This window comes from Pantoea folii, assembly GCF_056678875.1.
In genome coordinates, this window is the sequence record NZ_JBWXON010000016.1 from 54050 (window position 1) to 73746 (window position 19697).

At 52.7% G+C, this 19697-nt stretch carries 20 protein-coding genes; 4 read left to right on the forward strand and 16 right to left on the reverse strand.

The annotated features are described in order from the left end of the window. Window positions 1–87: 87 nt before the first annotated feature. Complete coding sequence (gene fadL / locus AC1MDE_RS18040; protein ID WP_034825171.1) at window positions 88–1371, forward strand: long-chain fatty acid transporter FadL; 1284 nt, start codon at window positions 88–90, stop codon at window positions 1369–1371. A gap of 45 nt (window positions 1372–1416) precedes the next feature. Here the strand turns inward: fadL and AC1MDE_RS18045 are convergent, their stop codons facing one another. After that, window positions 1417–2313 carry a LysR family transcriptional regulator gene (locus AC1MDE_RS18045; protein WP_058959031.1) on the reverse strand — a complete coding sequence of 299 codons (897 nt, stop codon included), beginning with the start codon at window positions 2311–2313 and terminating at the stop codon, window positions 1417–1419. Between the two features lie 107 nt (window positions 2314–2420). Between AC1MDE_RS18045 and AC1MDE_RS18050 the strand changes: the two genes are divergently transcribed. Next, window positions 2421–3932, forward strand: a complete 1512-nt coding sequence (locus AC1MDE_RS18050; RefSeq protein WP_480344919.1) for an MFS transporter — start codon at window positions 2421–2423, stop codon at window positions 3930–3932. Window positions 3933–3965: 33 nt separating this feature from the next. On the opposite strand, the gene mlaA is transcribed toward AC1MDE_RS18050, so the two are convergent. The 10 genes from mlaA to ccmA are packed head-to-tail and all read right to left on the reverse strand — an operon-like array spanning window position 3966 to window position 11724. After that, window positions 3966–4733 carry a phospholipid-binding lipoprotein MlaA gene (mlaA, locus tag AC1MDE_RS18055; RefSeq protein ID WP_045813678.1) on the reverse strand — a complete coding sequence of 256 codons (768 nt, stop codon included), beginning with the start codon at window positions 4731–4733 and terminating at the stop codon, window positions 3966–3968. A gap of 35 nt (window positions 4734–4768) precedes the next feature. Continuing rightward, the gene (gene ccmI, locus AC1MDE_RS18060; RefSeq protein WP_097116547.1) at window positions 4769–5980 is read right to left on the reverse strand and encodes a c-type cytochrome biogenesis protein CcmI; all 1212 of its coding nucleotides are present in this window, start codon (window positions 5978–5980) and stop codon (window positions 4769–4771) included. After that, window positions 5980–6435: a cytochrome c-type biogenesis protein gene (locus AC1MDE_RS18065; RefSeq protein ID WP_058959034.1), complete on the reverse strand. Its 456-nt coding sequence runs from the start codon at window positions 6433–6435 to the stop codon at window positions 5980–5982. The genes ccmI and AC1MDE_RS18065 overlap by 1 nt, the downstream gene beginning before the upstream one ends. Beyond that, window positions 6432–6989 (reverse strand): DsbE family thiol:disulfide interchange protein, encoded by a 558-nt coding sequence (locus AC1MDE_RS18070; RefSeq protein ID WP_038645648.1) that lies wholly within the window; start codon window positions 6987–6989, stop codon window positions 6432–6434. The genes AC1MDE_RS18065 and AC1MDE_RS18070 overlap by 4 nt, the downstream gene beginning before the upstream one ends. After that, window positions 6986–8944, reverse strand: coding sequence for a heme lyase CcmF/NrfE family subunit (locus AC1MDE_RS18075; RefSeq protein WP_479400666.1), 1959 nt, complete (start codon window positions 8942–8944; stop codon window positions 6986–6988). Before AC1MDE_RS18075 ends, AC1MDE_RS18070 begins: the two co-directional genes overlap by 4 nt. Continuing rightward, a complete protein-coding gene (gene ccmE / locus AC1MDE_RS18080; RefSeq protein WP_034825185.1) occupies window positions 8941–9426 on the reverse strand; it encodes a cytochrome c maturation protein CcmE in 486 nt (161 codons plus the stop codon). Before ccmE ends, AC1MDE_RS18075 begins: the two co-directional genes overlap by 4 nt. Further along, complete coding sequence (gene ccmD / locus AC1MDE_RS18085; RefSeq protein WP_034825187.1) at window positions 9423–9656, reverse strand: heme exporter protein CcmD; 234 nt, start codon at window positions 9654–9656, stop codon at window positions 9423–9425. Before ccmD ends, ccmE begins: the two co-directional genes overlap by 4 nt. Then, window positions 9653–10393: a heme ABC transporter permease gene (locus AC1MDE_RS18090; protein ID WP_034825278.1), complete on the reverse strand. Its 741-nt coding sequence runs from the start codon at window positions 10391–10393 to the stop codon at window positions 9653–9655. Before AC1MDE_RS18090 ends, ccmD begins: the two co-directional genes overlap by 4 nt. A 57-nt stretch (window positions 10394–10450) precedes the next feature. Further along, the gene (ccmB, locus tag AC1MDE_RS18095) at window positions 10451–11110 is read right to left on the reverse strand and encodes a heme exporter protein CcmB (RefSeq protein ID WP_038649973.1); all 660 of its coding nucleotides are present in this window, start codon (window positions 11108–11110) and stop codon (window positions 10451–10453) included. Beyond that, the gene (gene ccmA / locus AC1MDE_RS18100) at window positions 11110–11724 is read right to left on the reverse strand and encodes a cytochrome c biogenesis heme-transporting ATPase CcmA (RefSeq protein WP_034825191.1); all 615 of its coding nucleotides are present in this window, start codon (window positions 11722–11724) and stop codon (window positions 11110–11112) included. Before ccmA ends, ccmB begins: the two co-directional genes overlap by 1 nt. Window positions 11725–11968: 244 nt before the next feature. Between ccmA and AC1MDE_RS18105 the strand changes: the two genes are divergently transcribed. After that, window positions 11969–12889: a formate/nitrite transporter family protein gene (locus AC1MDE_RS18105; RefSeq protein ID WP_480344920.1), complete on the forward strand. Its 921-nt coding sequence runs from the start codon at window positions 11969–11971 to the stop codon at window positions 12887–12889. Between the two features lie 349 nt (window positions 12890–13238). Then, a complete protein-coding gene (locus tag AC1MDE_RS18110; RefSeq protein WP_309786683.1) occupies window positions 13239–14024 on the forward strand; it encodes a hypothetical protein in 786 nt (261 codons plus the stop codon). Window positions 14025–14597: 573 nt separating this feature from the next. On the opposite strand, the gene AC1MDE_RS18115 is transcribed toward AC1MDE_RS18110, so the two are convergent. The 5 genes from AC1MDE_RS18115 to AC1MDE_RS18135 form a co-directional block, all read right to left on the reverse strand. Continuing rightward, window positions 14598–14888, reverse strand: coding sequence for a hypothetical protein (locus AC1MDE_RS18115; RefSeq protein WP_480344921.1), 291 nt, complete (start codon window positions 14886–14888; stop codon window positions 14598–14600). Beyond that, window positions 14885–16147: a translesion error-prone DNA polymerase V subunit UmuC gene (gene umuC, locus AC1MDE_RS18120; protein ID WP_480344922.1), complete on the reverse strand. Its 1263-nt coding sequence runs from the start codon at window positions 16145–16147 to the stop codon at window positions 14885–14887. Before umuC ends, AC1MDE_RS18115 begins: the two co-directional genes overlap by 4 nt. Continuing rightward, window positions 16147–16386, reverse strand: coding sequence for a DNA polymerase V (locus AC1MDE_RS18125; RefSeq protein WP_480344923.1), 240 nt, complete (start codon window positions 16384–16386; stop codon window positions 16147–16149). The genes umuC and AC1MDE_RS18125 overlap by 1 nt, the downstream gene beginning before the upstream one ends. Window positions 16387–16510: 124 nt before the next feature. Next, a complete protein-coding gene (locus AC1MDE_RS18130; RefSeq protein WP_480344924.1) occupies window positions 16511–17080 on the reverse strand; it encodes a hypothetical protein in 570 nt (189 codons plus the stop codon). Window positions 17081–17274: 194 nt separating this feature from the next. After that, window positions 17275–19683 (reverse strand): peptidase G2 autoproteolytic cleavage domain-containing protein, encoded by a 2409-nt coding sequence (locus AC1MDE_RS18135; protein ID WP_480344925.1) that lies wholly within the window; start codon window positions 19681–19683, stop codon window positions 17275–17277. Window positions 19684–19697: the final 14 nt, after the last annotated feature.

A 19697-nucleotide genomic window follows, 5' to 3' on the forward strand; every position in this document is an offset into this window, starting at 1 on the left:
TGCCTTTGTCATCAGTCCCTACAATCCGCCGTCCTTTGTTACGCGACGTAACAACGTTTAATAATAAATCTAGATGAGGTTGTGGTCATGAACCATAAGAACCTGTTTGCAAAGTCAGCTGTGGCAGCTGCAGTGGCGCTTATCTCTTCCCAGGTTTACGCCGCAGGCTTTCAACTTAATGAATTCTCAGCAATTGGTTTAGGTCGTGCTTATTCGGGTGAAGGTGCGATGGGCGATACCGCCGCATCTGCCAGTCGTAACCCGGCGACCATGGCATTGATGGATCGCCCTTCTTTCTCCATCGGTACCGTTTATATTGATCCGGAAGTGGATATCAGCGGCCAGAGCCCAACCGGCAACAGCCTGAATGCGAAAAACATCGCACCGAATCAGTGGATCCCTAACCTCCATTACGTTCATCCGATTAACGATCAGTGGTGGGTAGGCGCATCCGTCACCTCTAACTATGGTCTGGCGACAGAGTTCAATGACGGTTACACCGCCGGCGGTTACGGTGGTAAAACCGACCTGATGACCGGTAACTTTAACCTTAGCACCGCTTATCGTTTGAATGAGCACTTCAGCTTTGGTGTTGGCTTTGATGCGGTTTACGCTAAAGCAAAAATCGAACGTTATGCGGGTGAAGCCGGCGCTCGCGTCGGCATGCCAGCGGATACTCAGGTTGCCCACCTGAAAGGTGACGAATGGGGTTACGGCTGGAACGCCGGCATCCTTTATGAAGTGGATAAAAACAACCGCTTCGGCTTCACCTATCGTTCAGAAGTGAAAATCGACTTTGACGGCGATTATAAGAGCAGCATTCCAACGGCTTACAACGGTACACCGCAGGCGATTGCTTTAGGTCTGCCATATGGCACCAGCGGCCAGACCATTCCGGGTTCACTCACGCTGAACCTGCCAGAGATGTGGGAAGTGTCGGGCTGGCATAAAGTGGCACCGCAGTGGGCCGTACACTATAGCCTGACCTACACCAGCTGGAGCCAGTTCCAGGAGCTGAAGGCCACTGGCAGCAATGGTCAGACGCTGTTCTATAAAGATGAAGGCTTCAAGGATGCATATCGCATCGCACTGGGTACCACTTACTTCTACGACGATAACTGGACCTTCCGTACCGGTATCGCGTTTGATGATAGCCCGGTTCCTGCCGACAAACGCTCTATCTCAATTCCGGATCAGGACCGTCTGTGGTTGAGCGCCGGTGCTTCTTATGCCTTCAATGAAAATGCGTCAGTTGACCTCGGTATCTCTTACATGCACGGCCAGAAAGTCACGGTGAAAGAAGGCCCTTACACCTTTAACTCCGAAGGCAAAGCCTGGCTGTACGGCGCGAACTTTAACTACAAGTTCTGATGCTGAAATCAGTGTGAAAAACGGCGACAGTGATGTCGCCGTTTTTTATTGCCGGCGCGACACCGGCCAGTGTTCTGCCAGAAAATCGATAAAACAACGTACGCGCGGTGATAAATAGCGCCCTGGCCAAATGGCCGAAAAACCACTTTCGCGGATACAGCTTCCCGGCAGCACTTCAATCAACTCGCCCTGGTCCAGTAATTCCCAGACGACGAAATCCGGCACATAGCTGATCCCCATTCCGGCCAGCGTACTCTGCACCATGGCTTCAATGTTATTCACCGTCAGCTTTTTTACGGGTTGGAAATCCCCCGTCACCCGCAGATCGTCCAGCTCCCAATGTTGAATCAATCCCGTGGCGGGAAAGCGGAAAAGGATACAGTGGTGATCGATAAGATCTGCACTTAATGCTGGCCTGCCGTGCGCGGCAATATAGGCTGGGCTGGCACACAGCACAAAACGAAAAGGCCCCAACGCTCTCGCCTGTAAACGTGAATCCTGCATCTCGCCGCTGCGAATCGCGACGTCAAAACCTTCATCGATGACATTGACCAGCCGATCACTAAAATCACAATCCAATTCAACATCAGGATAGAGCTGACTAAATTGAGGCAGCAACGGCGTTATCAGCCGATATCCAACCACCGGCAGCGACACATGCAGTTTACCGCTCGGATGCGCCACCGTTTGAGTCATCTCGGCCTCAACATCACGCAGCTGTTCCAGAATGGGACGTGTGCGTGCCAATAGCAACGCACCTTCAACCGTCAGGCTCACACTGCGCGTACTGCGGTTGAACAACCGCACGCCCAACTGTTGCTCAAGCCGGGCAACGTTTTTCCCCACTGCCGAAGCAGAAATTCCCAACAGCTGTGCCGCCTGCACAAAACTGAGTGTTTCAGCCGTGCGCACAAAGGAGGTTAATGCCGAAATACTGTCCATGATAAGAAACCTTTTGTCCGCAAAGTCTGGAGCCAAACCCCATTTACCCCCTTTTATATCCTCAATAATATGCGGCGTCATCTACCCCAACATTTGCGAGATAAACGATGGCGGAAATCAGTTCTCCCTCTTTGACAGGCTTCAGGATTAGCGCAACCCTGGCTATTTTGCTGGCGGCGCTGTTACTGCCTTTAAGTTTTACTGGCGGCGTGGTCACCACTCCCGCCATCAGCCACGCCTTACATGGTGGGCCCCTATCGCTGGCATGGTTAACCAACGGTTTTATGTTAACTTTCGGTAGCGGCTTGCTGGCGGCAGGTGTGGCGGCAGACAAACTGCGTTACAAACGGGTGTTCATCGCAGGGCTGGCTCTTTTCTCCCTCAGCTCATTGCTGATTGCCCTAACAGACAGCACCTATATCCTCGGCATTTATCGTGCATTACAGGGCATTGCCGCAGCACTTACGTTGGCCGGCGGAGCAACTGCACTGGCCCATCTTTATAGTGGGCCGGCTCGCACGCGGGCATTTAGTTTGCTCGGCACGCTGTTTGGCGTCGGGCTGGCGTTTGGTCCACTGTTAATGGGCGTGATAACCGATGCGCTCAGCTGGCGTTGGGTGTATGCGCTGCTGTCCGCTCTGGCGGCCATCGTGGGTTTGGTGGGTCAGTTCAGTGTGGTGTCCGCGCCAGCGACACATTCCCCACCGGCAGATATTCGCGGCACGGCACTGTTTAGTCTCGCTCTCCTTGCGCTCACCACCACGCTGATCCTGTTACCCCAATATGGCGTATCGTCCTCAGCCGCGATCGTCGGCATTGTCGTGACGTTGCTGGCGGGTTGGCGCTTCATTCGCCATACGCAGCGTGTCGCCCATCCCGTGTTTAGCCTGGCATTGCTGCGTCAGCCGCACTTTGCTGGGGTGTTGTTGTTGCCTGTGGCCACCTGCTATTGCTATGTGGTTTTGCTGATCGTTATCCCACTTTTTTTAATGGGCGCACGCCATCTCAGCGAAACCCAGAGCGCAATTATTTTGCTGTCGCTGACGGCCCCGATGTTGCTGTTCCCGGGCGTTGCGGCTGGATTAACGCGTTGGTTTGATGCGGGTAAAATCTCGGTAGCAGGCCTGTTGCTGGCCACGCTGGGATTGTTCGGCATGGCGTATGCCATCACTCTGAATGAACTGACTCTACTTGCCTTTTCCATGGTCATCACTGGTGCGGGAGCCGCCTTGCCGTGGGGATTAATGGATGGCCTCGCCGTCTCGGCGGTATCCGTAGATCGCGCGGGCATGGCGGCGGGATTGTTTAATACGGTGCGCGTGGCCGGAGAAGGCATTGCTTTAGCGATCGTCATGGCTCTGCTGGCACTGCTCAATCGCTTTGGTTTACTGCAGCGCTTACCTGACGTGGATGGCGTCACGCGTGACAACGCTGCCGTGTGGTTATCCGGAAGTCATATTCATCAAGCACAGGAATTACTGCCGCAGATTTCCGCATCGCTGCTGATACTCAACGTGCAGCATGCGTATCAGATACTACTTTATGGCCTGGCAGCCATCACATTCGGATGCGCAATCGTGGTGGGGATTTTGCTAAAGCAGCCTGTCAGGCAGGGATAAAACAATGGCGGCTGAGAAAGCCGCCATTCAATTTTACTGCGAATCAATGTCCTTCAAATCATCCTGAATCGCACTGGCGTTCGGATTCTCTTCCGGTTTCAACTTGCCACCGTTGGCGAGGAAATCATTACGCTGGAAGTAGGCGTTGCGGATAAACGCATACGGATCCTGCTGCTGTTTCAGGATGGCATCGGAATCCAACAGCTGTGCACGTGTTTCCACACCTTCCAGTGTCCATTTACCAATCGACATCGGCCAGGTCAGCCAACTCAGTACCGGATAAAGTGTATCGACATAGTCGCCGCCATCCTGACGCACCGTGAAGCTGCCATAACCCGGCAGAACCACATAAGGACCGTAGCCCACACCGTAACGACCCAGCGTGCTACCGAAGTGGTGCGGAACTTCTCGCGCCAGTTCAGGATTCGCTTTGCCCGCCACATCGATAAATCCGCCCAAGCCCAATACGGTATTGAGGAAGAAACGCGTGAAGTGGATTCCTGCCTGGCGCGGTTCACCCACCAGAATCGAGTTCAGCATGCTGGCCGGTTCGTCCAGGTTGCCGAGGAAATTACTCATACCACTGCGCGCAGGCACCGGCACGTAATCGCGCCAGGCAACCGCAACCGGGCGCACCACATAAGGATCCAGCACGTTCATGTTGAAGTTAAACATGGTGCGGTTAAAGCCTTCGAGCGGATCGCTACGCTGGGCAGGCTGCGTTGGATCGGCCGGTTTGGAACTGGCACATCCCACCAGCAGCAAGCTGGCCAGCGCCAGACCGGTCAGGCGGTTATTCATTCTTATCTCCCTGTGCGGTTGAATAATGTATCGCTTCAGGGCTGCTGTTGATTAATCTCCACAGCCAGTTGCTGATGACCATCCCAGGGGGTGATCGCGCTTAAGCCAAACCAGTCTCCCGACTGAGGATTGGCGCTACCATCGCGCGAAATACGCACCCTGACCTGCACCTGATGCTGCGCCGAAAGCAGGCGATCGGGCATCATGGCGTTGCTGTCATCCAGCGTGAGCGATAACGGGAAATGGCTCAGCGGTAAACGCTTCACAGCCACAGGCACCGGTGAAACACCGTCAGACACAGAAATATACAACACTCCGCCTTGCGGTAACATTTTTTCTGCCTGCGGAGTTAAACTCACCGTCAATGCCAGGTGACTATTTTGCTGTCCCGCATCAGTTTTCGCTTGTTCAATGCTGCGCTCTATCATGGTAATGCGCTTGTCACCCGCGGGCAGAAGCTTCAGCATCACCTGCCAGGCACCAATCGCTTGATCATATTGCTGCTGCTCAAAAGCATTAAATGCCAACAAGCTTAGGGTGCGCACGTTGCTATGGTCGCGTTTTAGCAGATCTTTCAGCATTACATTGGCCTGGCGGTTGTCCTGCGGATCGCTGGAGCGCGTCAGGACTTCGGCATAATCCTGCTGCAGTTCCAGATTATCAGGTGCCAGTTGCAATGCACGCTGGAAGGCCTGGCTGGCATTCGTCGCGTTATTCAGCACCATGCCCAGGCGGCCCAGCATCGTCCAGTCATTGAGGTTTTGCGGATCGTCTTGCAAAGCGGTGCGCAACCCTAATTGTAGGCGAGCCAACTCTTCCATGGTTAAGGGCGCCGCTTTGGGATCCATCACACGGGCGCGCAACTGGGGGTATTCCTGCTGCACGCTAACCCAACCGGCCAGTTGCGCCAGTCCACCTGTCTTCAGGTAAAAGCCAACCGACACCAGCAACAACACAATCAGTCCCGGCAATAGCACCCAACGGCTACTGCTATGGATGCGCGCGGCGTGCTCGTTCGGCACATCGGTGAGCAGCGTTTGTTGCAGTTCACGCACCATCTCCGGGCGCTCGGCAACCACGCCTTCCTCTTCATCACGCGCTAATTCGCGCAGGCGCTGCTGGTAGAAATCGGTATTCAGACGATCGCGATCGCCGCTAGTGGCTTGACGTTGACGCCAGCCTGCACTGAGAAACAGCGCCGAGGCCGCCACCAGCAAAATAATCAGGGTAATCCAGAATCCAGTCATTACGGCTTCCCGTCACGCTTTAGAATCGCCGCAAGGCGCTGTTGTTCATCGTCATCGAGATCGCTACGGGTTTTCCCCCGGCGATTGCGCAGAATAATAATCAAGCCGCCCAGCACCACAAACAGCGCCGGCCCCACCCACAAAATCAACGTTGAAGGGGTAACCGGTGGTTCATAAGTGACGAAGTTGCCGTAGCGCGCCACCATATAATCGATGATCTGCTGGCGACTTTGGCCCTGCTTCATCAGCTCATACACTTTCAGACGCATGTCTGCGGCAATCATCGCATTGGAGTCGGCAATGCTGTTGTTCTGACACTTAGGGCAACGCAGCGAACCGGTGAGATCGCGGTATTGTTCTTCCTGCTGTACCGAATCGAACTGGTAAGTATCAATGGCAGCCCACAGGCTGGTGCTGAGCAGAATGCCCGCGACTAACAAAAGCAGTCGTTTCACGCGCCCGCCCCTTTACTGTATTTGTCCCACAACGGTTTCACTTCTTCGTTCCACACGCGGTCATTCATATCGCCCGCGTGGCGATAACGAATAATGCCATGGCCGTCGATCAGGAAGGTTTCGGGTGCACCGTAGACGCCGAGGTCCAGCCCTAACATGCCGTCACCGTCATACAGGCTCAGCGCGTAAGGGTTGCCCAGCGTGTTCAGCCAGGTGACCGCTTTGGTGCGATCATCTTTGTAGTTCAGCCCGACGACGCGAATGCCCTTCTCGGCCAGCGTGTTGAGATACTGATGCTCAGCACGGCATGTCGGGCACCAGGTGGCCCAGACATTGAGCAGGATCGGTTTGCCGTCGGTCAGAACTTGCTGATCGTAGATTTTGCCCGGCTTATCGAGCGCTTCCAGTTTAAAAACCGGTACCGGCTTACCAATCAGCGCCGATTCCAGACGCGTGGGATCATCCCCATTAGCGTTGCGAGACAACTGCCACAACAGCGCGGCCGCCAGCAGCAGAAACAGCACTAACGGGATGAACAGGATTTTCTTGCTCATGCCAGCTCCTCCTGCTGCGCTTTTTTGCGCGAACGATAACGTGGGTCCAGCAGGCACAATAGGCCGCCGACCGCCATAAACACGCCGCCGAACCAAATCCAGCGCACGAACGGTTTGTAATAGATGCGCACCGCCCAGGAACCGTCATCCAACTCTTCGCCCAATGCCGCGTAGAGATCGCGAGTGAAACCACCGCTGATTGCCGCTTCGGTCATCATGGTACGGGCTGCGGTATAGAACCGTTTTTCAGCATGCAGTACCGCTTCAAATTTTCCGTCACGCGTCACATCGATAATGGCGACACCGCCGCTGTAGTTCGGTCCCTGCAAATTGTGTACGTCGCGGAAAATAAAGTGATAGTTGTGGATATCCACGGTATCGCCTGACTTCATGCGCACATCGCGCTCAACGCTGTACTGGGTGCTAAAAGCGATACCCACCACCGTTACGGCAACGCCTAAATGACCCAGCACCATGCCCCAATGGCTGCGGGTTAAATGACGCAGGCCTTTGAAGAAGCTGTAGCGATGGGTAGCGCGCTCGTGCAGTTCCATCAGCGTCAGCAGAATCACCCAGATCGCCATCAGCAAGCCAATCACTGTCATCGCTTCAATGCGGTCCTGCAGCAGCCACGGTAGTGCGATCGACAAGATCAGTGTGACCAGCAAACCGACACCCAGGCGTTTCCACAACTTCTGCGGCTCATCGCGACGCCAGCGCACCAGCGGCCCAATGCCGAGCATCAGCGCGAACGGTGCCATCAACCAGGTAAACATGGTGTTGAAGAAGGGTTCGCCGACAGAAATACTGCCCAGTCCAAGCTGCTTATGGACTAACGGCAACAACGTGCCCAGCAGCACCACCAGCATGGCCGCAATTAACAGAACATTATTACCCAACAGGAAGGATTCGCGTGACCAGGCTTCGCTCTGCACGCGGCTGCGCACCTTGCCACCTTTGATGGCATAAAGTAGCAGCGAGCTACCAATCACGATCACCAGGAAGGCGAGAATGAACATGCCGCGCGCCGGATCGGAAGCAAATGAGTGCACTGACACCAGCACGCCTGAACGCACCAGGAAAGTGCCCAGCAGGCTTAATGAGAATGCCGTGATCGCCAGCAGCACCGTCCAGGATTTGAAGCTACCCCGTTTTTCTGTCACCGCTAGCGAGTGCATCAACGCCGTACCGGCCAGCCATGGCATGAACGAAGCATTCTCGACCGGATCCCAGAACCACCAGCCGCCCCAGCCCAGTTCGTAATAGGCCCACGCAGAACCGAGCACGATACCAATGGTCAGGAAAACCCAGGCTGCGGTGGTCCACGGGCGTGACCAGCGCGCCCATGCGGTATCAAGACGTCCTGCCATCAATGACGCAATTGCAAACGCAAATGCCACCGAGAAACCGACATACCCCATGTAAAGCAGAGGCGGATGGAAAATCAGCCCGATATCCTGCAGCATCGGATTGAGGTCGCTGCCATCAACCGGGAAGTTCGGCAGGGTTCGGGTAAACGGATTCGAGGTGAGCGTAATAAACAGCAGGAAGCCGAGATTGATCATACCCATGACTGACAACACGCGCGCCAGTGCATCCTGCGGCATGCCGCGACTGAAAATCGCGACGGCTACCGTCCAGGTGCTGAGCAACAGCACCCACAGCAGCAGTGAACCTTCATGCGCGCCCCAGGTGGCCGCGATGCGGTAGTAAACCGGCAGTAGGGTGTTGGAGTTGGTGGCGACATAGGCCACGCTGAAATCGTTAACGATAAACGCATGTACCAGCACTACGAAGGCGGCAACGATACAGGCGAACATGCCCCACGCCAGCGGACGTGCCATCGCCATCAAACGTGCATCCTGACGCGTTGCGCCCCACAACGGATAAATACTTAATAGCAGCGCGAGTCCCAGCGCCAGGCAAAGCAGAAAGCTGCCAATTTCCGGCATCATGATTGAGCACCTGCCTGCTGATAAGTCGCTGCAGGTCCTGTGTGGTTTTTCTTCATCGCATCTTCAATTTCTGGCGGGGTGTATTTTTCGTCATGTTTTGCCAGCACTTCTTTGGCATTGACCAGGTTGCCGCTTTCCAGCACGCCCTGCGCCACCACGCCCTGCCCTTCACGGAACAGATCCGGCAAGATGCCTTCGTAACTTACGCTGATCACGCCGTTGGCGTCATACAGCTTGAAAGAGACAGCCAGCGTTTTCGGATCGCGCTTCACGCTGCCAGGCATCACCATGCCGCCGACGCGCAGACGTTGCCCGGTTTCCGGCATCTGATGCGCTTCACCTTTGCCGTACAGAATTTCACTCGGGGTGTAAAACAGGTCAATGTTGGAACGCAGCGCATACATCACCAGCGATGTGGCCAGGCCTAAGCCGACCAAAATCGCGACCACCACATACAGGCGGTTACGACGACGGATATTCACACGGTTTCTCCTGCTGCTTCACTGGCAGCTTTTTTCGACTTGGCCGCGCGAATGCGGCGCTCCCTGGATTGACGCTGGCGAATTTCTGCCAGCAAACGGCGGCGGAACAACAGGGTATGCAGCACCAGACCGAATAAAGGGATTAACGTGAGGATGACGGCGAGCCAGACATAGAAGGCATAGCCGCCCATGGCGAAGAAGTCGCTCCATGATGAGAAAGCCGGTGTCATGCTTTGCGCCCTCCCTGAGCCACATCGATCGCCCATGGACGATGGCGCTCGCTGAACAGGATCAGGTTACGCAGGCGCATTAGCGTCAGCGCGCCAAACACCAGCAGATAACCGAGAATGGCCCAACGCAGCGGCGTCCGCATACTCGGCGCAATTGCCTGCTGCAAAATGCCTGACGATCCCTGATGCAGGGTGTTCCACCACTGTACCGAGAAGTGGATGATGGGCAAGTTAACCACGCCCACCAGAATCAGAATGCCTGCGGCACGACCGGCGGTGCGACGATCCTCAAACGAGTGATAGAGCGCAATCACGCCCATATAGATGAACAGCAGCACCAGTTCCGATGTCAGGCGGGCATCCCAAATCCACCAAGTGCCCCACATCGGTTTGCCCCAGGCGGAACCCGTCACTAACGCGATAAAAGTAAACACCGCACCAATAGGCGCCATCGCTGCCGAAACCAGATCCGCCATCTTCATCTGCCACACCAGGCCGATAAACGCGGCAATCGCCATGGATGCGTAAACGCCCATTGACCACATCGCGGCTGGCACGTGAATGTACATAATACGGAAGCTGTTGCCTTGCTGATAATCGGCCGGTGCAAAGCCGAAGCCCCACACCCAACCAAGCAGCAGCGTTGCCACGCCAAGCACGGCGAACCACGGAATTAAGCGACCGCATAGCTGGTAAAGCCGCTCAGGCTTTGCCCACTGGTGTAACCATTTCCACATTTGCATAGCTCACAATAAAAAAGAATTCGGATACCGGCGGCTCTGGGGCAGCACGGATTAATGCAGACTAATGCGCAAAGCCGCGGCAGTTGCGAACGGCGAAAGTGTTGCGCTCACTGCCAGCATCGCGCCAAGAATTGCCAGATAGCCTCCGATCGGCAATCCCTGACCGGCGGCATCGATGGCCGCGCTGGCAAAGATCAGAACAGGTATCGACAACGGCAATACCAGTAAACTCAGAAGTACGCCGCCACGCCGCAGCCCAACGGTCAGACCGGTGCCAATCGCACCAAGAAAACTCAAGGTTGGCGTGCCGAGTAAAAGCGTCAGCGCCATCGCGCGCCAGCCAGCAAAATCCAGTGACAGCAGGAGTGCCGCCAGAGGCGACAGTAAAATCAGTGGCAAGCCCGTAATCAGCCAGTGAGCAATCACTTTTCCCAGCACGGTGACCGGCAATGGGGTCGGCAGCAAAAGTAGTTGCTCCAGCGAACCATCCAGAAAATCATCACGGAACAGTCGCTCAAGCGCCAGCAGTGAGGCTAACAATGCCGCAACCCACGCCACGCCTGGCGCAATGCGCGCCAGTTGCTGAGGATCCGGCCCGATACCTAACGGAAACAGCGTGATAACAATCAGGAAAAACCACAGCGGGTTAATCACCTCGGCACCGCTGCGAAATGCAATTTTCAACTCACGCTGAATCACGCGACCTAACATCAAGCCCACTCCGAGATGAGGCGGATTTTGCGCACGCGTTCACTCTCATCAGGCAAATCCTGATGGGTAGTCAAAATCACTGCGCCTCCGTTATCGGCATGTTCAGCGAAACGCGCCATTAATTTTTCCACGCCGCCTTTATCAATGGCCGTGAGCGGTTCATCCAGAATCCAGATTTTTGCCGGGCTGAGCCACAGGCGAGCCAGGGCTACACGCCGTTGCTGCCCTGCGGATAACTGCGCAACCGGCACCTCTTCATATCCCAGCAAGTTCACCTGCTCCAGCGCGTCGAAAATCACTTCTTCATCACGATCGCCGTGCCAGAAATGCAGGTTTTCCAGAGGTGAGAGTACCGACTTCACACCAGGATGATGGCCAAGATAGAGCAAGTTTTGATGCCATATTTCGCGCTGCTGACGAATCGGCTGCGATTGCCACATCACCTCGCCCTCTTCTGCCCGGCTTAATCCAGCCAGCAGACGCAGCAGTGAGGTTTTTCCTGCCCCGTTAGGGCCTTCAATTTGCACAATGTCACCCGGTTGCACATGGAAGCTCAGACCATGAAACAGGGTTCGCTCATCACGAACGCATGAGAGATTAATGACTTCGAGCATGAAAGAGGGAATCGCAGCTGTGAAATAAGGCGGGGATAATACCACAATGAATCTGTGGGCCGAAGTCTGTGAGGTAGCTCTCACTTCCCCCAAAGGGGGTATTCGTGCGCATCAGATCAAGGAATTGCGCAAAAAATCGCCTCAGTTAAAATCTTGTTACTCTTAAATTGAATCTTCGTAACATTTCGCTCTTGATAAAACCGTCTACGCTTATTACGCGTTGGCATTATCACCAGGGGAAAACATGAAGCAATCACCATCCATTTCAGAACATGACAATGATGTCGAGAGCGACGAAAAGGACCAGGGGAAAGAGATAGAAGTGGATGAAGATGCCCTGCCCTCACGGGCTGCTGCCATTCATGAAGAGATCCGCCAGGATGGCGAGAAAGAGCTAGAGCGCGACGGCATGGCCATATTATGGTCTGCCGTGGCTGCTGGGCTCTCCATGAGCGCTTCGCTGATGGCCAAAGGGATTTTCCATGTGCATTTGGCCGATGTGCCAGGCGGTTTCCTGCTGGAGAATCTGGGTTATACCTTCGGCTTTGTCATCGTCATTATGGCGCGCCAGCAATTGTTCACTGAAAACACAGTTACTGCGGTATTACCGGTTATGCACAAACCCACTGGCGGTAATTTCATGCTGTTATTGCGTCTGTGGGCCATAGTGCTGGCAGGAAATTTGATCGGTACGGCGCTCGGCGCATTGGCGTTTAATCATATGCCGATTTTTGACGAGGCAACTCGCCAGGCCTTCACCGTGATTAGCGAAAAGGTGATGGACAACTCCCCCAGCGAAATGTTTGCCAATGCCGTGATTTCAGGTTGGATTATCGCCACCATGGTCTGGATGTTCCCTTACGCGGGCGCGGCCAAAATCGTGGTGATTGTGATGATGACCTGGCTGGTTGCCCTCGGCGATCTGGCGCATATCGTGGTGGGTTCAGTAGAAGTGCTGTATCTGGTGTTTGCCGGCACACTGCCCTGGCAGGAGTTTCTCTGGCCGTTTGCGCTGCCTACCCTGCTGGGAAATATCACCGGCGGCACGTTGATTTTTGCACTGATTAGCCATGCGCAAATTCGCAACGATATGAGCGAGGCGGCGAAGGCCAAAGCGAAGGCGGAACAGAAGCGCAAAGAGAAAGCGCAGAAGAAACAACAGTGATCTGTGGCACGACATTGTTGATAGATTGAGCAAACAGGATTTACACGGTTAAATTCTGCTGGTCGGTACGCTATACTGCGCGCCGCGTCTCCTTAGTTAAATGGACTAAGTGAGAATTTAATTTAACTTCATGTAATACATCATTTTTTATATTGAAATAAACAAAATCGAGTACACTTAAACGTACTCGATTTCTTTCTTTATATATAGATAGCTTTTGCTCTATAGCTCGCTGATTGTTATTAGCTCTAAAGTTAAATACGCTTCAACCGATAAGTATTACCAATTAGATAACGGTTTGTGGTTCCTGTAGAGTTGCACAACCTTGATGCTAGGTAGGGCGTCATACATGACAACAACAGTTTACGATTATAATCGACGCATTCTGGCTTCAGATTCCAGGTGGTCGGCAGTCTGCACTCTGCAAGATGGCGATTATCTGATTTATGCAGACGACACAGGCTTTCATAAGATTGCAATGCGCCCAGGCGCATCATTGATCCTTGCTGGCGATGGGCAGTTAATATCTGAGTGGAAAAGATGGTGGCAACAACCAACTATCTCCAGCGATAACATGCCAGAAGTTGCGATCAGTGAAATTAGACTCGTTTCGGTAATGATTATCTCTGTTTCTGGAGATATTCTTTTTGATGCGGGCCCAAAAAAGGTTTTGCTTGATACCCAAACGCAGGGTTTCGTAGGTATTTTCTCTGGCTCCGGAAAGGATTATGCAGCAGAGTGTTTCGACAGAAATCGTTGCTTCCGGACTGCTGTAGAAACAGCCAAAAGCCAAGATGTATGTAGTGGTGGCCAGGTTATGTTTTCAGACATATCTATGGGGCATCACAACTTGCATGATGAAAATTATGACTATAATAGTGTCATCACCGCCATCCATGATAGGGGGATGATTATGAAAATTAATAACTTAAATATGCCAGCTAACGATTCATCAGTAACGAACCTGAGTGCTCACCATGAAGCTGACTCCGTCAAGAAGGCTCTCAAATCAGGTTCAATCCGTGCTTGCGCACCATCTGGTGATTCGCAGTTCCGCTGGACAGAAGCTCGCGTGAACCGCCTGAAAAATGCTATTGATTTAGTTGCTCAGATCGAAGAAGAAATGAAAAGCTAGTTTTCAACATGACGCATGAAAAGCAGCCCAGGTGGCTGCTTTTTTTATGCCCTAACTGACTCGTAGCCGCTTCGCTAGCTTTTCACGATAGCCAACCTATCATCTAATTGTCACTTCTACTTCCCTGTGTTGTTGACCTGCTCTCATTGGAGATGTTTGGCATAGGATTGTGCCTAGCCCGGTCAGCCACCACTACCGGGCTTTTTTGTGTCAATGGTCTACATTATTCACTGCTACATAGGAAAACGTGGAGGCGAGCATGCGATATCTTCTGCTGCCAGGTCTTACTACTGCTCTGATTATGGTGATTGTTTTTTTGATGCAGACACAATGGAGTCCCATGCCGTGGTGACTCGACGCATCACGGCAGGCCAAGAAAAACTATAAAAGATTACGCTGAACTCTCCGCACAGGCTGAACTCAAGGGCATCCTGTGCTTTTTTTTGTTCGTGGCATGGTAATTCCACAACACCATACTAAGCTCAATCGGTTCCCGTTCCCCACGGGACGCCATCAATTGCAGGCATATCATTTGCCGCCCGGTGTCCACTGCTCCGGGCTTTTTTGAAAGCTTCAAATTGGTGATCCATCCTGTTCATGTATTGCAGTAACTTCATGCGTAACGACTCCCACAACGGCCACATCCTCAAGCAGGTCATCTTGCAGCGTCAGGCCGTCATCCGTGATAATCCGGCTAGGGTGCAGATAAGCGTGACCCCATTCATAGAGGCCGGACATGTCGAGCAGAACAGTATCGCCGTTCTGTGGACGCCGCTTCTCATCAACTATGCAGCTCCGACCTTTCCACTCCACCAGGTAGCAGGTCGTGCTGGTTGCCATGACCTTTTGAACCGGCAGTGTCATCTCGCTACTGGCAGGTCCGAATATCGAGTGGTGTATGCCGGAGACAACATTTCCCGCTTCATTGCCCACGCTTTCTGTGTGCCCTGTCCTGCGAACCATAATTTCCCCTTACCGCTTTGGTTGAGGCCGTCGACAACGCGCATCAGCGCCTCGCTGTTGGCCTGTGGTTTATGCTCGTCAAAGAGATTGAGTTGCGAAACGCCTTGGCTGAAGAAGTCGCCAAGCATGACACCGGCTTTCATGTAGCGCCGGTCTTCCAGCCAGATGCGATCGAGCATCTCCATTGCCACCCGGATAATGTCGCGTGTGTCATTGGATGGTGTCTGTAGACTACCCATGGCCTGATTGCCGTAATACATTTCGTTCACCGCGTGTGGGCTGGTACGGACAAACACAGCCACCTGGCGGCAGAACTGGCGTTCGCCCCGCAGCTTCTCAGCGGCACGTTCTGCATAAGCGCAAATGGCCTGGCGCATTTCCATGTAATCGGTGATGCGTGATCCAAAGGAGCGCGAGCACACAATTTGCTGCTTGGTCGGCGCGAACTCTTCTATCTCAAGGCAGGGTTCGCCGCGCAGTTCCCGCACCGTTCTTTCCAGTACCACGTTGAAGTGCTTGCGGATGATGTATGTGCTTTGCTCGGAGAGGTCTTTGGCCGTGACGATCCCCATAGCGTTCAGCTTTTTGCTGATGCGTCGGCCAACGCCCCAGACATCTTCTACCTTGACCAGCGCCATAAGTTTCTTCTGCCGATCTACATTTGACAGGTCCAATACGCCGCCAGTCTTGGTCCACTTCTTCGCTGCGTGATTGGCGAGCTTTGCCAGCGTCTTAGTTGGTGCGATACCCACGCCCACAGTAAGGTGAGTTTCCTGCTTAATGCGCGCCCTCACCCGGCGCCCGAAATCTTCCAGTGGCTCAATGCGGCTGATGCCATCGAGGCACATGAACGCCTCATCAATCGAATAGATTTCAACGGATGGCGCCATATCCTCAAGCGTTGTCATTACCCGATTCGACATGTCAGCGTACAACGCATAGTTGGAACTGAAAATCTGCACGCCATGCCGCCTGAAATCGTCCTTTAGCTTGAAGTACGGTGCACCCATAGGGATATCCAGCGCCTTTGCTTCTGCCGAACGGGCTATCACGCAGCCATCATTGTTCGACAGGACGACAACCGGTTTTCCACGCAGATCAGGACGAAAAACTGTCTCACAGCTGGCATAGAACGAGTTCACATCAACCAGAGCGAACATCACATCCCACCGTTTGGATTGAACACCTGGAACACGCGTTCATCGCCATCTGAGGTTGAGATGTCGCGAAAAGTGGTCGTGTGTGTCTCTATCCACTTATTGGCAGCACGCAGCGTGTGGTGCCAGTTCATACGGTCGAGTTCTTTCACAAAGTCGAGTGTGCTGATGGTGAATCGGCCCTCAGTATCGCGCTTAATCGCCTGCCTGAAAGCCATCATGATTTCGTAGTCGCGGGGCATGGTGCACCCTCCGATAGTTACTGTATATGCATACAGTATTATTGATCGGTGAAACTGATCAAGCGGAAGGTGATGCTATTTTGGTAACCTAGTGATAATAAATGACTTTAATAAAATATCATCTCTAACGTATGTAGCAGACAACGACAACTATGAATGAAATTAAGCAGGCTAGTTGAATGATTAACATGAGCCATTGCAAGCAATAGAATTTCATAGCAATGCGGTGCGCTGAAAGGGTTTCGTTCACTCCTTCATTAGATTTTTTGAAAACTTTCTTGCGTAAAAATTTAGGGAAGCATGAGCTTAGTCTTTCTGAATATCCTTCATTTATAACCTTAACAAAGTCGAAATCATCTGGGTATTCATCACCTCTTTTTTGAAAGTATTTTTCTAGTAGTTCGATAGTATTATTGTATGCAGCCAATATTCCGATTGATTGCATGAAACAAGCCTTACCAGCAACACCGAACACAATTGATATGGCTAACAAAATCACACTTGATATAAAAGCACCATGAGTAAAGCTTTTTATAATGTCTTCAGCGTGGGTTATCAGCGTTGTTATTACAGCACCACCCCCTATCATCAGCCACGACGAGAAATTATCTAAATACTTTGAGGCACTTAAAATTCCATGTACACCTTCTCTTACCATATCATCAAGGAAATCGTCTTCTTTCGCACGTTGCATTCTGTCTTCTCAGTTGTAAATGTTCTTTTGTATGTCACATTTTAACAATCAGCAAGTTATCACGGCAATTTAATTTGATATATTGAAATTTGGAGGTGTATATGTGGTGGGTAGTTGGTGCGGTAATGATTGTGGTGATAGCCGCCTTCCTGGTGATCCGGTCGGCGGCTAAGGATGTTGATGGGGATTATTAATTATCTGATAAGGCAAAGAGCAACTGCATATCCTTTTGTCGCATCATACTCACTTCTAATTTCCATGCAGCGCATCTTCGTCTGCGAGGCTGATTTAGTACCTAACCCAGCTGTTTCAGAAGGTTCAACATAGCTGTCAACTCCAACAGTCTGATCCACTCGCACGTGAACTTCACCAATTAGCGCTACAGGCGTCCATTCATCGCGGCGTTGAGACCGTGGGGTTTGTTCTTGCGTTGCGTCAAAGTCAGGGTTTTCAAGCTCTTTAATGACGGTTGCAGATACCCACCCCCCCTCTCCATTATTCAATGTTTCGTCCCAAGATGATTCAGGGTCGTTAACTTCTCCCATGATAATTTCGCCGAATTCATCACGCTGGTAGCGATCGGCCCAAGTGAATTGAGAGTCACCAAAGAGAATGGCGTAAGTCCGCGAGTGGGCGCTGTACTCAACATCACCTTTTTTCGCTAGCCGAACATTTCTGCCTTCCCACGCAACCAGAGAGCCAACAGGAATTGCCACCGCTTCAATGTTCTCGAACATTTTCGCTAAGTCGGTGAAGGTTGTGTTCTGGGTCAGGGTGCCAGCGATATTCATGTTTCCGTTTGTCAGCATCTCCAGTTTGATATTAGCTGTCGCTGCTGATCCGCTTGCTGCATCGCCATATACAAGGCTTCTTACATTACGAGGTGAAACCCGGCGTCCAAATAAAACGCATCCTGTTAACGCAACAGAAGAGTTGTTCCCTGCAAGAATCGCGCTGGCTGCGCCCGCGGATGTTATTGTGTTCCCACCACCACCTAAAATCACAGACTGCGCTCCAGCGTTGCTGCTGGTATCTGTGCCAATGTTTACCGCGTATTGACCAGAGGTGTTTGAAGCATTGGACCCAATGTTTCCAGAGCGATTCGCCTTGGCTGCGCAGTTATTTGTACCCAGGTTAAAACTCACTTCCCCATAGGTTACGCAGCCGTTCGCTGTCGCTATGTTTGCAGAGTAATTGCCTGCATCACGGATCGTTGCCTGCACTACATCGAATAAATCGCTGGTTGTAGTGCTGTAGCCAGCACCAGCGGTTGTAACGTTGACGGCGATGATCGCGCCATTAGTGTCAATCGTGCATGTTGCAACGGCGGTAACTGTTGGGGCACTCATGCGGTCATAAAAAGCTACTACCGCGCCGCTGCTGTATCCTGTGCCTGCAGATACGATTGTGACTGCTGCAATCGTACCATCGCTGTTTACCACCGCTTTCAGGACGGCTCCGCGACCACCACCTGCGTATGCATCAACGCTGGCAATATTCACTGAGTGGAATGATGTGGCCCAACCCCGACGGCTTCCAAGGTTAACGCCCGTCTCACCAGTTACATGTGAGGTGATCGAGCTGATATTTGAGCCACGAAAACCACCATCTACACGGCAGTCCTCAGAGCCAATATTTACCGACTGCGGCACTGTAGCCCGGCACTGGCGAGCTGAATAGTTACCCGACACGTTTCCGGTGGCATAGCTGTAAATTGAACCAAGGTTAACCGCCCTGGCTGGCCCTGCTGCCCGGCTATTCTGTGAGGCGATATTTACGAAAAGAAATTTGTTGGAACGACCGGAAATCTGATAATCACCCGTAAGTGGGTTCTGATACTTCGCCTCATATGCACCGGTATCAGTGGTCGAGGCAATAACATCCCCACCTGATGGCTGCTCAAGGGTGACGTTCGCCCCAGTGTCTAATGATGGTGTGATAAAGCGCCCATTCACATAGGAGTTACCCACTGGCGGCGTTGTAACGTAATACGCCTTACCTGCAAGGTTGATAACGCGGCCGGTGATTTCGGCTTCCAATGCAGCGAAGCGCACTGTGTCATCTGTCACCCCATCTGCTGAGATGCCGCTAATGTCGAGCGCAGAGATAGCATCATTGTTTTTCTGGTGCTGGGTTCGTTGTGCACCGAATGAAAATGAGACCTGCACTGCCAACATGGCATCACCGAAGGCAGCATCAAAGCTCGCGAGATTGGCACGCACCGCTGCGTCACCCACGCTAACCCATTTCCCGGTACCAATGCCTCCCGCTGAATCTGGTGTAGAGCCAGAGGGAACCACCACAGGCTGACTCCAGTCACCATCCCAACGGTAAAACTCCCCATTACTTTCCCACTGCAGGACAGAGTTAGGAGTTTCCAGAGTGGCCCCTAGCTCAAAAGAACGCACGGTTATGTAGCCGTACTTGATCATTGACTGATTTGCATCGTAGTCGATACCGGCCAGGCTGCGACGCGTTCTGTCAAACCTGTCTTTCCATGTATGCTCAGTACCGTTTACAGCATCATCAAGGCCTTGCGCGTTGTCATATAAATCTTTCGCAGCAGCAGATCCAAGCGGGTTGCCTGTGTTGTAAGTGCTCATAGGGGCCTCATAAA